Source organism: Streptomyces sp. NPDC031554, from assembly GCF_055580685.1.
The window spans coordinates 457,601-473,452 of sequence record NZ_JBVIKX010000005.1 but is presented as its reverse complement, the minus strand read 5'-3'; the positions used below and the strand labels follow the sequence as shown (position 1 = coordinate 473,452).

The window sequence follows — 15,852 nt, the reverse complement described above, 5'->3', positions numbered from 1 at the left end:
TTTCCGGAGTTTTACGGATTCAGGCCTCTGTGAATATCCCGTAAACAGGGAGTCACAGAGGCCTGAATTTCAAGGCTGATTGCGGTTGATTATGCCACGCCGTCCTGTCGGTCGAGCACGCCCGCCAGGGCCTGCTCGAAGCCGGAGGCGCGGGAGGCGTCGGCGGTGGGGTCCTGCTGGCGGACGTCGATCACGTGTCCGGTCAGCTCGGAGAGCAGCACGTCGAGGGAGGTGCGGGCCACGGCCTCCGAGGACAGCAGGCTGCCCGCCGGCTCCTGGCCGAAGGCCTTGGTCCGCATGGGGGTCGCCGTGCGCTCCGGGTTGACACAGTTGACGCGGACACCCTCGGCCGCCCACTCGTCGGACAGGGCCTGGGTGAGATTCACCATGGCGGCCTTCGTCGAGGAGTAGAGGCTGTACTCGGCACGGCCGCGGGTGTAGCTGCTGGAGGTGTAGAGCAGCAGCTGGCCCTTGGTCTCGGAGAGGTACTTGTAGGCGGAGCGGGCGATCTGGACCGGGGCCAGGTAGTTGACCTTCAGCGCTTCCTCGATGGTCGCGTTGTCGGTCTCGGCGAGCTTGCCGATGCGCAGCACGCCCGCGGTGTTGACGACGTAGTCGATGCGGCCGGTCTCGGCGTAGGCCTTGGACAGCGCGTCGTCGACCTCCTCCGGGTTCTCCACGTGGGTGTTGGTGGTGGAGCGGCCGAGGGCGTAGACGTGGGCGCCGTAGGACCGGGCGAGTTCGGCGATGTCCTTGCCGATGCCGTACGAGCCGCCGAAGACGACGAGGGTCCGGCCGGTGAGCAGGTCGCGGTAGGCCTCCTCGCCCATCTGCTCGGGCGCGGCGGTGGAGCCGAGCTGGAACAGCTTGTCGGCGATGAAGACGTCGACGGGCTGCGTCACCTTCATGTTGTACTCGTCGCCCGCCACGACGTGGATCGGCACGTCCGGCAGGTAGCGCAGGACGACGGTGCAGTCGTCGGTGGCCTGGAAGTGGGGGTCGCCCGCCGCGACCTCGTAGGCCCGCCGGATGGTGGAGAGCTTGAAGGCCTGCGGGGTCTGGCCGCGGCGCAGCCGGGAGCGGTCCGGGATCTCGGTGATGAACTCCCCGTCCTCGCCGTGGGTGCGGGTGACGATGATGGTGTCGGCGGACGGGATGGCCACGTCGACGGCCTGGTAGCGCTCCAGCGCGGTGACGCAGTCGTCGATGACGCGCTGCGAGAGCAGGGGGCGCACGGCGTCGTGGAAGAGGACGTTGAGGTCCTCGCCCTCGGCCAGGCCCTCGCCGAGGGCGGAGATGGCCCGCTCGGTGGTCTCGTTGCGGGTGGAGCCGCCCTCGATGATGCGGGAGACCTTCGTGAGCCCGGCCTTGGCGACGATCTTCTCGACGTCCGGCACGTAGCCCGGCGCCATCAGCACGATGATGTCGTCGACGGAGTCGGCGTGCTCGAAGGTGGTCAGGGTGTGCTCGATGACGGCCTTGCCGGCGATCTTCAGCAACTGCTTCGGGATCGACAGACCCACCCGCTGGCCGGTGCCACCGGCCAGGATCACTGCGGTGGTACGGGGCTTGGCTATGCGCTGCGACACGGGTGACCTACCTTGGGGCGACAGGGAACGGGGAAATGCTCCCACTTGCGGTAACCGCGATGCAAGGCGAGTGTCGTTCAACGCATATGTGCGCGCCACCCGCCATTCACCTTGCGGCGCGGATGAAGCCGGTGCGGATGAACCGTACGGTGCGGATGATTGGCCCGGCGCGGGTGAGTCCTCCTGACACCGTCTCATTAAATCCTGTGAGTAACCGCACAGACGGTAACGGATTGCCGAGAGTGACGGGATTGCGGCTCACCGGTGTCGCAGCCGTTTCGAACGGTGACGACCGGGCGCTTTCACAAGTTCCTTCGAGGGCGTCCGGCGCATTGGCCCCGCGGAACGCCGTCCGGAGGCCACGGGCCGCCGCCGCGAGCGCCCCGTGCGGCGTCTGCGCCTGCCGCCTCCGGCATGACGACGGGCTCGCCCGGACCTGCGTGGGGATCCTCACGCCCCGGGTCGTGGGGCTGCATGTGTCCTTCATGCGCGGGAGCGCGCCGTTGCGGACCGGACTCGAATAGAGCTCCCGGGGAAGACCCTGCTCACGGAATTCCTCATGGGATTCCGGAGCGTCTCGGTTTCGCCGGGAGTGAGGGAACGGATCGTCGTGCCGGGTACGGCTCGCGGCAGCCGTTCGGGCGATCGGCGCCGCCCGCACGGAATGCCTGCCGGCTGCCGAGAACTCCACGCCGTACGCCGGCAGCGCGTCCCGGGCGGAGAACAGGGCGCCCCGGGATCGAAGCGGTGCCGGGCATCTCGACAGGGGAGGAACCCGAAAAAAGACCCGCCACGGCGCATGCCGTGACGGGTCTCCGTGCCGGTGGGGCCGGTCGCTCAGAAGGGCTTGAAGCCCTCGAACTCCTCGTCCGCCTCGTCGTGTTCGGCCTGGCGGTCGCGGCGGCGCTGGGCGGCCGGGCGCGGGGCCTCGAAGCGGTGGTCCTCGCCGCGGCGGCCGAGCATCTCGGCGCCGGCCGTCACGGTCGGCTCCCAGTCGAAGACGACCGCGTTGTCCTCGGGGCCGATGGCGACGCCGTCGCCGGAGCGGGCGCCCGCCTTCATCAGCTCGGCCTCGACACCGAGCCGGTTGAGGCGGTCGGCGAGGTAGCCGACGGCCTCGTCGTTGCTGAAGTCGGTCTGGCGCACCCAGCGTTCGGGCTTCTCGCCGCGGACGCGGAACACCAGCTCCCCCTCGACCTCCTCGCGCGTGACGGTGAAGCCGGCGTCGTCCACGGCCTTGGGCCGGATGACGATCCGGGTGGCCTCCTCCTTCGGCTTCGCGGCGCGCGCCTTGCCGACGATGTCGGCCAGCGCGAACGACAGCTCCTTGAGGCCCAGGTGCGCCACCGCCGACACCTCGAAGACGCGGTACCCGCGCGCCTCCAGGTCCGGCCGCACCATCTCCGCCAGGTCCTTGCCGTCCGGTACGTCGATCTTGTTCAGGACGACGACGCGCGGGCGGTTGCCGAGCCCGCCGTACTGGCGCAGCTCCTCCTCGATGATGTCGAGGTCGGAGACCGGGTCGCGCTCGGACTCCAGGGTCGCCGTGTCCAGGACGTGCACGAGCACGCTGCACCGCTCGACGTGGCGCAGGAACTCCAGGCCGAGGCCCTTGCCCTGGCTGGCACCGGGGATGAGACCGGGGACGTCGGCGATGGTGTAGACGGTCGATCCGGCGGTGACGACACCGAGGTTCGGCACCAGGGTGGTGAACGGGTAGTCGGCGATCTTCGGCTTGGCGGCGCTGAGCACCGAGATCAGGGACGACTTGCCGGCGCTCGGGTAGCCGACCAGCGCCACGTCGGCGACGGTCTTCAGCTCCAGCACGATGTCCTGCAGGTCGCCGGGCTCGCCGAGCAGCGCGAAGCCGGGGGCCTTGCGGCGGGCCGAGGACAGCGCCGCGTTGCCGAGACCGCCGCGGCCGCCCTGGGCGGCGACGTAGGAGGTGCCGTGGCCGACGAGGTCGGCGAGGACGTTGCCGGCCTTGTCCAGGACGACGGTGCCGTCCGGCACGGGCAGGACCAGGTCCTGGCCGTCCTTGCCGGAGCGGTTGCCGCCCTCGCCGGGCTTGCCGTTGGTGGCCTTGCGGTGCGGGGAGTGGTGGTACTCGAGCAGGGTGGTCACCGACTGGTCCACGGTGAGGATGACATCCCCGCCGCGGCCGCCGTTGCCGCCGTCCGGGCCGCCGAGCGGCTTGAACTTCTCACGGTGGACGGAGGCACAGCCGTGACCTCCGTTACCCGCGGCGACGTGCAGCTCGACGCGGTCCACGAAGGTGGTCATGGTGGGTGCCTCCAGTGATGTACGTGATGTACGGGTGTTACCTGTGCTAACACGCGAAAGGCGGACCCGCCTTCCCGGAAGGGAAGTGAGGTCCGCCTCGCGAAGCGTTCCCGGAAAGCCTGAGGTCAGGCGACCGGAACGATGTTCACGACCTTGCGGCCGCGGAAGGTACCGAACTCCACCGCACCGGGCTGGAGCGCGAACAGCGTGTCGTCGCCGCCGCGGCCGACGCCGGAGCCGGGGTGGAAGTGGGTGCCGCGCTGGCGGACCAGGATCTCACCCGCGTTGACGACCTGACCGCCGAAGCGCTTCACGCCGAGCCGCTGGGCATTGGAGTCGCGACCGTTCCGGGTGGACGATGCGCCCTTCTTGTGTGCCATGTCTCCTCAGTCCCTTACTTCGCAGCCGCGGGGATCTCAGTGACCTTGATCGCCGTGTACTGCTGGCGGTGGCCCTGACGACGGCGGTAACCGGTCTTGTTCTTGTAGCGAAGGATGTCGATCTTGACGCCCTTGTGGTGGTCCACGACCTCGGCCTGGACCTTGATGCCGGCCAGCACCCACGGGTCGCTGGTCACAGCGTCGCCGTCGACAACGAGCAGGGTCGAGAGCTCGACCGTGTCGCCAACCTTGGCGGTGGAAATCTTGTCAACCTCAACGATGTCGCCGACAGCAACCTTGTGCTGGCGACCACCGCTGCGCACGATGGCGTACACGCGGGTCTCTCTTTCGCTCGGAGAACGGCACCCCCGCAGGCCAGCCGCCCGGGCGGGAAACACGGGCGACCTCTCCCGGCCACCGGAGACCGGCGTCCGGAAGGAAGAGGTTTACGGGGATGTGGCGTGCCGATCGACACGCCGACGGTCAAGATTACGGGGCCCGGCTTGAGGGGTCAAACCGGGCCCCGTGACCATCCCGCTCGGTGAGGTGCGGATCAGATCGGCGGGCGTCGGAACCGAGCCGCTTCCTCCCGATGCCTGGCGGCGGCGTCCCTCGCCTGCACCCGGTCCGTCTCATGGATCAGGTGTCCCGCGAGGGACTGCAAGGCGACCGCCATCCTCTCGTGCCAGTCGACGAACTCTGCCACCTCAGCGGACTTGAGCGGCTTTTGAGAACGTACCGCGCGAAAGTCACGCAGAGCGCTTCGAAGCTCGTCCGGGATGCTCATCGCTATCCCTTGCCTCCGATCAGCGGGAGGAAGCGAGTACAGGCGGGGCAAGGGCCCAGCAACTCGCCGTGTTCATCCAGGGGAAAGGCATTGCCTCTCGCGCCTCCCCCGATTTTCACCGACTGAAACGTTGCGCCTTCCAGTGCCTGGAAGTTCTCCAGTTGAACGGCGCAGCCGACCTCACCACAGCCACCGTGGTGCCCTGACTGGGCCACCGCTCTGGCGGTCTTCTCCGGCATGCCGCCGGTTCGCGAGTCTTGCGCGTAGGAGTAGACCGTGTGCTTCCCGTCCGCCGACGTCGCCTTGGTGGCAACGTTCGGACGAATCGACGAGTCGATGCTCAGCGCCTCGTCGGCGAAGTCCAGGAGGTCGTCATCGGCCTCCCCGCAGTTGTGGACGAGAAGTGACGTGCTGCCCGCCCTCACGTAATAGGTGTGGACGTCCTCGACCGTCAGGTCGTGCGTGCGCCGGCGCTGGTCGAAGGCGCGGATCGCCGTGAGCTCGACCGCCCCGCCGTTCGCCGTGTGCAGGCGCATGCCCGGCTTCAGGTCGCCGGCCTCGATCCACGCCTGCTCGGAGTCCGACCAGAAGGGGTGGGTCGTGGTGGAGACCAGGGTCTCGGGATCGCCCGAGGCCCCCTTGATCGTCAGGTCGACGAAGTGCTTGTCGTCCTCGGTGACGATCGTGCCGACGACCTCACGGACCGTCGTGCCCCCGGCGGCGGGGTCGGTGACGATGATCTTGTCGCCGAGCCTCACCTTCTCGATCGGCTTGACCTTGCCGCCCGCGAGCAGCACCTTCGTGCCCGGCAGGAAGCTGTGCTTGCCCTTGACCGGGCAGGAGCCGCCCTCCTCGTTCTTCTTCCGTTTCTTGAGGGCCTCGGCCGCCTTCTTCTTGGCGGCCTTGAGCTTGTCCCCGGCCTTGGCGAGCCCGGCCTGGGCCTTGCCCACCGCCTTGTTGGCCTTCCACAGGTCCTTGGCGCCGCCGATCAGATCCCCGACCAGGCCGGTGACCCGCTTGGCGAGTTTGAGGCCCTTGGCCCAGTTCCACGGCGCGCCGTACTTGGCGAGGATCTTGCCCGCGAGGCCGCCCGCGAAGCTGCCGGCGATGTTGAGCAGGGTCTCGCCGCATGCTCCGACGTCACCGCTGGAGATGCAGTCCAGGGCCGCGTCGACACCGAGGATGTCGCGTGCGATCTTGACCAGCGCCTTGCCCGCGGACTTGATGCGCTGCTTGGCCGCGGACTGCTGTCCCTGGGCCTGCGTGACGTTCCAGGACGCCTTGTCGTAGTCCGACTGCGCCTTTTCCTCGTTGGTCTTCGGGAAGTACGGCTGGCCGCCGCGGCACTCGATCAGACCCTCCCGGCACTCCGGGATGATCATGCCGCTGGGGTCGGCGTGCGTGACCGGGGAGTTGTTGGCGTACGCGTAGCCGTTGATCTGCTGCGGCTGGGTGTAGTCGATGATCGGGTCGACCGAGATGAACTTGCCGATCACCGCGTCGTACTCACGTGCGCCCAGGTGGGTCAGGCCGGTGGAGGCGTCGATCGTGCCTCCGACGTAGCCCTTCTCCCCGGGCCAGACGCCGGTCTTCTCGCCGCGGTCGACACCGAAGGGGTCGAAGCGGCGCTGGCTGATCGCGCCGGTCGCGGCGTCGATCGCCACCTCGCCCGTGCCGTGGTGGTCGGAGGCGACGAAGGACACCTTGGCCGCCGTGCGTACGGCGACCGTCTGGCCGGCGTACTCGTAGTAGCGGGTGGCTTCCTTCTTGGTGCCGTCCGCCGACAGCTTCAGCTCGGTGCCGGGCAGGTAGACCGTCGTCCCCGACGGGTCCTTGCGCACCAGGCGGTTGCCGGAGCCGTCGTAGAGGTAGCTGGTCTTCGAGCTGTTCGCCTCGGTGGCCTCGCCCAGCTTGCCCTGGTCGGTCCAGAGCAGGGACTGCGCGTTGCCGCCGATGGTGCGCTTGGTGGTGTTGCCCGCGTCGTCGTACTCGTACGTCGACTGCCGGTCACCGGTCGGGGTCTTCTCTGTGATCTTGGTGACCTGGTGCGGCCCGTCGCCCAGCGTGCCGGCGGTGCCGTACTCGTAGCTGCGGGTGATGTTCTTCGCGGCGTCGAGCCCGGTGTCGTGGACGGTCTCCGAGACGCGGTTGCCGACGGCGTCGGTCTCGTACGACTTCCAGTACGGGGCCGGCCCACCGAGGGCGCTCGTACCGGCGGCGGAGTCACAGGCCGTCGGGCCGGAGCCGTCCACCGGAGTGGTGGAACCACGGGTGCCCATGCCGGCCGCGGTCGTCGCGGTGGCCGTCGGCGTCCAGGCGTCCTTCAGCCGTTGGCGGTCGTCGTAGGCGAAGCACTGCGTGTCCGGCGAGGCGGAGTTCGCGGTGTCCGCGATGGACAGGACGTTGCCGGCCTGGTCGTAGGAGTACCGGGAGTCCTTGGCCGGCGCGGTCGCGCCGTAGACGTCGACGATCGAGCGGGTGAGCCGGTCGGTGCCCTTCTCGTAGTTGAAGGTCTGCCAGACCTTCTTTCCGCTGCCGGTGTTCAGCTCCAGCTGTTGGAGGAGGCTGTTGCCGGAGTAGACGGTGTTGGTGACGTACGAGGTGGTGCCCGTCATGGTCGTCGGACGCTGCAGGCTGTCGTACGTGTAGGTCAGCGCCTCGGCCGGCAGGTCACCGATGGCCGGCATGCCGGTGCTCTGAAGGGTTCCGTCACGGTTGTAGGTGGACGTGTAGACGTAAGTGCCGGCCAGGTCGCCCTGTGAGGCGGGGACCTGGTAGGCGGTCTTCAGCGGGCGGTAGAACTCGTCCATCGACTGGATCGCCGTGGCGAAGTACTCCGTGGCCGAGGTGTAGTTCAGGAAGCCGTACGCCTGGCCCAGCCAGCCCGCCTTGTCGTACCGGGTCTCCGTGAGCTTGGTGCCCGTGTTGGCGTCGCCCTGCCAGGTGGTCAGGACGCGGCCGAGACCGTCGTAGACCGTGGACGTCTTCTTGTTCCGGCCGTCGTACGTGGCGACCGGACGGTCCAGCTCGTCGTACTCCACGCGCGAGGTGCCCGCGTCCGGGTCGACCGACTTGGTTTTGCGGCCCAGCTGGTCGTACTCGTACCGCCACACGTTGCCCTTGGCGTCGGTGACGGTCTCCAGCTGGCCCAGGGCGGTGTACGTGTACTTCGTCGAGTCGTACGGCACACCGGCGGCCGGTGAGGCGCCGCGGTAGTGGCGGATCTCGGAGACGTTGCCCTGGCCGTCGGTGATCGTCGTGGTGGGCACGCCGCCGACCGGCGGGTCGACGCTGGTCAGCTCACCGTTGTAGGTGGTCGTGGTGCGCCACTGCTCGCCCCCTCCGACAGCGAGGATCTGCGCCGTCGGGCGGCCCAGACCGTCGTACTCCATCAGGCTCTGCTGGCCGACCTGGCCGTTGGCGACGAGCAGCAGCTCGTCGGCGGCGGCACCGGCCGCGTTGTAGGTGGCGTTGGTCTTCCTGACGTTGCCCGTGCCGTCGTACCAGGTGTCGGCGACCATGCGGGTGCCGTCCGGGCCCTCGGTCTGGATCTGGCGGGGCCTGAGGAAGGCGTCGTAGAGCTGGTACTCGGCGCCGTAGCTGCCGTCGTTCTCGATCTTCTCGGTCTTGATCGAGGTGACCTTGTCCTTGCGGACGTCGTAGGAGTACTTGATGCTCGGGGTCTGCGTCGACACCCGGTCCGCCAGCCAGACGGAGGTCAGCCGGCCCAGCGCGTCGTACGCGAGGTCCGTCCGCTTGCCGTTCGGGTCGGTCTGGCCCTTGGACATGCCCCAGGCGGGGCTGTAGTCGGTGATGGTGACGTGACCGGCGGCGTTGGTGACGGTGGTCTTCGTCAGCAGGCCGTTGGTCTCGGCGTAGACGGTCTTCGTCTGTTCCGTCGTGCCCTGCTGCTCGGCGTCCTTCTGCGTCAGCGGGCGGCCGAAGGCGTCGTAGGTCGTGGTGCCGGTGACCTGGTACGTCGCCGTGGTGCCGTTGTGCGACGTCATCCGCTCGGTCTTGGTGGCGTCACCCTTGGTGGGTGCCGCGCCGAACGCGAGGTTGTCGTACGAGGTGCGCTCGTCGGCCAGGACCTGCGTCTTGCGGTCGGGCGTGGTCGCGCACCTCACGGACACCGACTCGCTGCGCGCGGGCAGCGACAGGATGTTCTTCGCCGTGTTGTCCGCGTACGTGGTGCGGGTGCAGGTGTCGTCCTTGGCCGTGGAGACGTCGCCCTGGTCGTCGACCGCCAGCACCCGGCCGGTGCCGTTGGACGTGTCGTACGTCGTGGTGGACTTCGTCTCCAGCCAGGTGCCGTCGGACTGGAGGTTGAAGCCGCGGCCGGTCTGGGAGCGCACGATCACCGCACGGGTGGTGCCCCAGCTCTGGGTCTGGGTGGCCGTGTAGTGCTTCCAGGGGGTCTGGACCGACTTGGAGATCAGCTTGGCGCCGTCGTACGTGGCGACCTCCAGCTGGTGGCCCGTGAACTCCTCGTCGTCGGTGTACGACGCTCCCGTGGAGTCCTTCACCGTCACCGAGCGGGCGTTGCCGGAGGCGTCCTTGTCGCCGTCCATGCCCTGCATGAACGTGTAGTCGACGCGGGTCTTCTGCACGTCGGCGGTGCCGGAGGTGACCTTGACCTTGCCGTAGCCCTGCCAGCCGCCCCAGGTGAGGTACTTGGCGTCGGTGATGCCGTCCGGCTTCGCCTTCCGCCAGGCCGCGTCGCCCTGGTAGTCGTAGCGGGTGACCATGCCGTCGCTGCCGCCGGTGCGGTCGGTCTCGACGACCGCGGAGACGACGTACTTGTGGAACCAGTCGGTGATCGGCTCCAGGTAACCCGGCGGGGCCCACTTCACGGGGTAGCAGCGCTTGGTGGACTCGCCCGGCTTGGGCAGCGTGGCCTTGGTGCAGTCGGCGGGAGCGTAGTTCACGTCGAGCTGGGCGCCGGTCTCGCTGAGGACCATCGAGAGCCGGAAGCGGTGGAACGGCGCGATGTTGTCGCCGATCGCGTCGACGCGGTTGGCGAGCTGCTCGCCGAACAGGTCGACGGAGGGCAGCTTGATCGCCGTGCCGGCGCGACCCTCGTGCTCGATCTTCGACAGCCACAGCGTCTTGGAGTCGTCACCGTTGTCGGTGAACAGGTGCGTCAGCGTCCAGGCGTCCACGTCGTCGTAGCCCGTGGCGTCCTTGCGCATCTGGGTGACGACCGAGGTCAGCCGCTTGGTGGTGAAGAAGGTCTGGAAGGGCGAGGTGCACTTCGTGCTCGCCTTGCACTCCTGGTCGACCGGGACGTCGGGCCACTTGGCGGCGTTCGCCTTGGTCCGCTTGCTCTCCGCGCAGTCGAAGTCGGCGGTGGGCAGACAGCGTTCGGCGGTGTTGAAGACGATCCGCGCCGGGGCCTTGGCCGCGTAGACCTTGCCGTCCTGCTGACCGTAGTCGATGCGCTTGAGCCAGCCGCCGCGGTGGTACGCGGTGCCGTTGACGTCCGTCTTGCCGTTGAGCGCGTAGTAGTTGGTCTCGCGGTCGTAGAAGTAGGACATCACGTTGCCGTGGGTGTCCTTGACGTAGTCCAGGCTCCAGCGCCAGGCCTGCTGGCAGTGCGCGCTGGTGAAGGTGGCGTTGTAGCAGGGCTCGCCGGAGTCGTCGCCGAAGACCGGCGCGGTCCAGGTGGAGTTGGTCTCCTCGTTGCCCGTGGCCCAGCCCGGCAGGCGGTTCTGGCCGAAGTAGTACTCGGTGCCGTCCGAGGTGGTGATGCGCCAGTACTCGCCGTCGTTGTCGCCGTTGGTGGCACCGGTCAGCTTCTCGACCTTGCTGCCGTCGTCGGACGACATGTGCCACTTGCCGGTGGTGTCGTCCTTGACCAGCTCGCCGGCGGAGCCGTTGAGCATGACCGTGGCGTTCTCGAACGCCCAGCACTGCTCGGCGGAGCTGTCGTGGCCGTCGTCGGCGCACGGCTTGTAGCGGCGCTCGATGTAGCCGGGGTCGTAGGAGAAGCCCTCGCCGATCCACGAGCCCTGGTTGTTGGTGGCCGAGGTACGGCCGTCCGCCGACTGGGAGGAGTAGCCGAGGCCGACGGTCGGCGTCAGGCCGCCCGGGGTGGGCACCGACCGGAAGGGATAGTTCCAGCTGAACGCGCCGGAGGAGGTGGAGACGCTCCAGCTCGATGACGGCGCGAGGGCCGTGGCCTTGTAGGTGCCCTGGGCGCCGGACGGGCCGGCCGCGACGGCGACGAGGGAGGTCGCGGTCCCCGCCATCGTGGACACGCCCTCGGCCGGGGCGGGAGCGGCGGTCACGTCGGCGGAGACGGTGCCCGCCTCCACGTCGTTGACCGTGGGCAGCGCCTTGGGCTGCTCCGGGCACTCCTTGCTGCCGGGCACGGCGACCGTGGCGCAGGAAGGAAGCTGCACGAGCTGGAGGCGGGAGCCGTAGGAGCCGCCGAAGCCCTCGGCGAACTCCGAGTAGTCGACGGTCAGGCGGACCTTGGCCGCCTTGTCCGCGCCGTCGGCACGCTCGACGCCCAGCAGGACACCGGCGCCCAGCTGTCCGGCCCGCTTCGGGTCGAGGACGTCGACACGGACCTTGTCGGCCGCCGTCGCCGCCGTCTTGGCCTGCGCCTGCGTCTTCGTCCTGCCGACCTTGACCGGCAGCCCGCCGGCCTCGGTCGCGGCGGCCGCGCCGACGGCCATCTCGGCGCCGCCCTGCTTCGGCCACACCGCCTTGTCGAGACCCTTGACCGCGGCCTTGCGCGCCGGGTCGGAGGGACGTTTTTTCGCCTTGGCGTCGGATCCCTCGGCGGGATCCCCGTCGTCCTGGACGCCGGGGCGGCTGGTGCGGCCCCGGTCGCCGTCGTCGAGCACCACTGCCTGGACCGACGTGGCGGACAGCGCGAGGGAGAGCCCCATCACTGTCGCGACCAGCGCCTGTCTGGGCATGCGGCGGCTCAGTGAGCGGCCACGGAAGAACATCTGCCAACTTCCTGATCGGAGGAACGGGAGAAGGAAAAGGGAGAGGAAAGGGTGTGCAGGACAGGTGTGCCGGGCCTTGGGGGGCCCGGCACACCTCAGTCGTGACGGTTCGTCACATGTCGGTCACGGCCGTCAGCGCGGCCATCTGCTGCACCGCGACCGGGTCGGCCGCGCCGCTGTAGACCCGCACCTCGTCGATCGCGCCGGCGAAGTACTCGCTCGCCCCGCGCAGCGAACGGCCCACCTGGAGACCGCCGGTGGCGGACCACAGGGTGTTGTCCGTGCCGTAGGCGCCGGCGACGAGCTGGCCCTCGACGTACAGGCGGATCGCGTTGGCGAAGGCGTCGTAGACGACCGCCAGGTGCTGGCCGGAGCCACCGGTGTCGGGGAGTTCCTGGTCGTCGGTGAAGGTGACGACCGCGGGGGCGGCCACGTCGGTCTTCGCCACGGCCAGCTCCCACTGCCCGGTGGTCGCCTGGTAGCGGACCTGGACGCGGTTGGCGTTGGCGCCCGGCAGCGACAGCACCGTCTGCGACTTCTCCGGGTCCAGCGAGGTGAGCTGGGCGCGGGCGGTCACGGTGAAGCTGCTGGTGCCGGTGACCGGGGCGGTGGCGGTGGACGCGTAGTCGCCGTCGCCGTCCAGGACGAGGTTGCCGTCGCCGACCAGGGCGGCGGTGTCGAACAGCGGGTCGGCCGGGCGGTAGACGGAGGCGTTGCCCGCGAGGGTGAGCGCCTGGCCGCCGCCGGTCTCGGCCACCGAGCCGTCGACGGCCTGGTCCAGCTGCCAGTAGCCCTTGCGCACCGGCATGATCGTCATCAGTTCGGCGACCTGGGCGGCCGGCAGGACGCGGTCGAAGACGCGGATCTCGGCTAGGTCACCGGTGAAGTGGTCGCGGTAGCCGCTCTTGGCCGTCGACCGGCCGATCTGCAGCGGGCCGTACGACTTCCAGGTGGAGCGCCGGACGGCCGAGCCCTTCAGGTCCTTGTTGACGTAGAGCTGGAGCTGCGGGCCGCCGCTCTTCTGCGCGTCGTACACGCCGGTCAGCAGGACCCACTGGTCCTTGACGACGGTGATGCCGGTGGAGACGGCCTTCCACTCGCCGAGCGAGTCCACGTCGTTGACCGGGACGGAGAACTTCCAGGTCTTCGCGGCGGCGTCGTAGCCGAGGGTGAAGCCGGGCTCGCCGGTGCCGTCCTGGCTGACGACCGTCATGTCCTTGTCCAGGGCGGTGGGCCGCACCCAGGCGCTGACGCTGAAGCTCTTGGCGGTGTCCAGCACGGTCTCGCCGGCGTCGAGGTAGGACTCGGCGCCGCCGTCGAAGCGGGCCGCCTTGTCGACCTTGCCGCCGGGGCCGTCCGCGCCGAAGGCGACGGCGGTGCCGGAGGTCGCCGAGAACTGGCCGCTCTCGTCGTGCGCCTCGGTGTCACCGGCCTGGTCGGCGAGGTTCCACTGGGCGACGACCGGCTTGCCCTCGCTCACCAGGAAGTCGTACGGCGTGCTGCTGGCGTGCGCCGCCTTGTCGATGGCGACCACCTCCAGCACCTGGCGTCCGGACCGGGTGGGCATCCACTGGAGGGAGACCGCGCCGCCCGGCGAGGCCGGGGTGAGGGTGGTCATCGCCGCGCCGTTGAAGGAGTACTGGTACTTGACGACGTCGTTGTCCGGGATGGAGTCGTTCGGGTTCGGCGAGAAGGTGAAGGTGCCGTAGGTGCCCACGCCGTCGTGGTAGACGGTGTCGGACGGGTACTGCTTGGACAGCACGAGCGGCTTGCCCGGCCAGGTCTTGTCGTAGGTGAACTCGCAGCGCTGCGCGGGGTCGCCGTCCGAACTCCACGGGCCATAGCCGTCACCGTCGTGCGCCCGGGCGCTCCAGTAGACGGGGGTGTTCTGCGGGATCGTCGACTTGACGGTGTGCACGAACTTGGTGCTGGTCGTCGGGGAGAGCCAGTCGGGGGTGGTGTACGTGTAGGAGCCGGGGGTGGTCCCGCCCCACTCCACCTTGAACTGGACCTTCACCTTGTCGGTCTGGCCGTTGCCGTGGTCGGGGTCGCTCGCGATGGCCTGGAGCTTCGGCGGCACGTCGGTGGTGGGACGGCTCGCGCCCCACTTGCACACCCCGCCCGGGTCCGAGGACATGTCCGAGGTCTTGATCTGCCGGGGCAGGTTGTTGTACTTGATCGACAGGTAGGCGTTGCCGCAGATCCGCTTCCACTCCGCGAAGCGGGACTCGTCGGCCGCGCGCAGGCCCAGCGTCATCGCGTTCCAGCCGCCCGCGGCGGCCGTCTTGACCTCGGTGGTCAGCTCGCCGGTCGCACCGCTCTCGAAGTGCAGGTTGGCCTGGCTGGAGCAGGAGGTCGGGGAGATCGCCTTGTCGACGGTCTGGAGGTGGTCGTCCCAGTCGTCCGAGGTGTTGGACCAGCTGCTCGACGAGCTGAGGCTGTAGTTGGCGCCGCCGATCCGGTAGAGCTGGATGGGCTCGGCGGTCGGGGAGGCGCTGTAGATGTGCTCGACGCGGGCGGAGAAGGTCGCGCCCAGGATCTGCTTCCCCTTGTAGAAGGACAGCGGCATCGTGAACATGACGCGCCGGGTGCCGACCCCGTTGCAGGAGACCGGGTTGTAGTCGGTGGGGCACTTGCCGACGCCCGCGCTGCCCGAGTACTTCCAGTCCTGCTCACCGGGCATCCCGGACATGACGCCGGTCCAGGAGGTGCGCGAGGTGGTGCGCTGGATCGGGTCGATGACCACGGGGAAGACGGTGTCCGCGCCCTTGAGGAGCTTCTGGTCGGGGACCAGGCTCAGCTTGTCCTTGCCGACCTCGACGCCCAGCGGGGCCACGCGGCCGCCGCCGCCGGGGCCTTCGAGGGCGGGCTCGGGGGCCGCCTGCGGTCCGGGGGCGGCGGAGGGAGTCGCAGGAGCGGTGGAGGCTGCCGAAGCGGTCGCCTCGGCTCCCGCCGCCGCCGACTTCAGCGCCCTGGCGACCGCCTTGGGTCCCTGCTTCCTGGCAGCCGTCTCCTTGACCGCCGCCGAGTCCCACATGGCCGGCTTCCCGGCCTGGAAGACGGTGCCGCCGACAACGGCGTCCTTCGCGAGGACGGCGCCCTCCGCGTCCTCGGTGACCTTGAGGCCGTCGGTGGTCATGCCGAGGTCGAGCCGGGCCAGCCGGGCGTCGGCCGCGGCCTCGGGCGTCTTGACGACGATCAGGTGGCCGAAGCCGTCCGGCTCCGCCCGCACCGTCAGGTCGACGCCGGGCAGCACCTCGGCGTAGGTGGCGGTGTCGCCGTCGACGCTGGGCGCGGGCAGCTTGCCGTACGGCCAGGTCAGGGCGAACTCGCGGCCGGCGCGCCGCATCGTGACGAAGGGCTCGCCCGGCTGTCCGGCGGAGAAGGCCAGGTCGACGGTGGCGGCCTTCGGCCCCCAGGTGCCGTCGGCGCGCCGGACGAGCGTCGGGTCGACGGAGACCCACTTGCCGCCCTGGACGGTGCGGACGGGCTCGGTGTACTCGCGGGCGGTGAAGGTGCCGTCGGGCTCGGCGAAGATCTCCCTGCGCTCGGTGCGCATCCCGACGACCTCGGCCCGCTTGCCGCTGTCCTTCGCGGAGGCCATCGCCTGCTGCTCGGTGACCAGCGGCTGGTCGGCCGCGACGGGGGCGGGGCCCCGGTCCGGTCCGCCGCCGTCGGGGAGCGCCCCGGCGCCGGCCACCACGGCGCCGGCGACGGCCGCCGCGACGGCGGCGCGCAGCACGGGGCCGCGCCGTATCGGTCTGGGTCCTGCTGCGGACACGCGTCCACTCTCCCGTCGGTTCATGTCTGTCTGGGAAGTCGAGGGGCCACGGGCACGGGTCCGGCACACC

7 protein-coding genes are annotated in these 15,852 nt (G+C 69.6%); all 7 read right to left on the bottom strand.

Annotation, left to right across the window (positions count from 1 at the left end; translation table 11 throughout):
- Positions 1-89: 89 nt before the first annotated feature.
- The 7 genes from ACZ5FU_RS16785 to ACZ5FU_RS16755 all read right to left on the bottom strand — a co-directional run bounded on the left by ACZ5FU_RS16785 (position 90) and on the right by ACZ5FU_RS16755 (position 15,782).
- Positions 90-1,589, bottom strand: a complete 1,500-nt coding sequence (locus tag ACZ5FU_RS16785; protein WP_451528193.1) for a D-ribitol-5-phosphate cytidylyltransferase — start codon at positions 1,587-1,589, stop codon at positions 90-92.
- Between the two features lie 837 nt (positions 1,590-2,426).
- Positions 2,427-3,872, bottom strand: a complete 1,446-nt coding sequence (obgE, locus tag ACZ5FU_RS16780) for a GTPase ObgE (RefSeq protein ID WP_451528192.1) — start codon at positions 3,870-3,872, stop codon at positions 2,427-2,429.
- Positions 3,873-3,997: 125 nt separating this feature from the next.
- The gene (gene rpmA, locus ACZ5FU_RS16775; protein WP_040253648.1) at positions 3,998-4,252 is read right to left on the bottom strand and encodes a 50S ribosomal protein L27; all 255 of its coding nucleotides are present in this window, start codon (positions 4,250-4,252) and stop codon (positions 3,998-4,000) included.
- A gap of 14 nt (positions 4,253-4,266) precedes the next feature.
- Positions 4,267-4,587 carry a 50S ribosomal protein L21 gene (gene rplU / locus ACZ5FU_RS16770; RefSeq protein WP_007381993.1) on the bottom strand — a complete coding sequence of 107 codons (321 nt, stop codon included), beginning with the start codon at positions 4,585-4,587 and terminating at the stop codon, positions 4,267-4,269.
- Positions 4,588-4,805: 218 nt separating this feature from the next.
- A complete protein-coding gene (locus tag ACZ5FU_RS16765; protein WP_468836146.1) occupies positions 4,806-5,039 on the bottom strand; it encodes a hypothetical protein in 234 nt (77 codons plus the stop codon).
- A 2-nt stretch (positions 5,040-5,041) separates the two neighbouring features.
- Entirely contained in the window at positions 5,042-11,968 is a 6,927-nt protein-coding gene (locus ACZ5FU_RS16760) for a polymorphic toxin-type HINT domain-containing protein (RefSeq protein ID WP_468836151.1), read from the bottom strand.
- Between the two features lie 145 nt (positions 11,969-12,113).
- On the bottom strand, positions 12,114-15,782 hold the full coding sequence (locus ACZ5FU_RS16755; RefSeq protein ID WP_468836154.1) for a LamG domain-containing protein: 3,669 nt from the start codon (positions 15,780-15,782) through the stop codon (positions 12,114-12,116).
- Between the last annotated feature and the right edge of the window lie 70 nt (positions 15,783-15,852).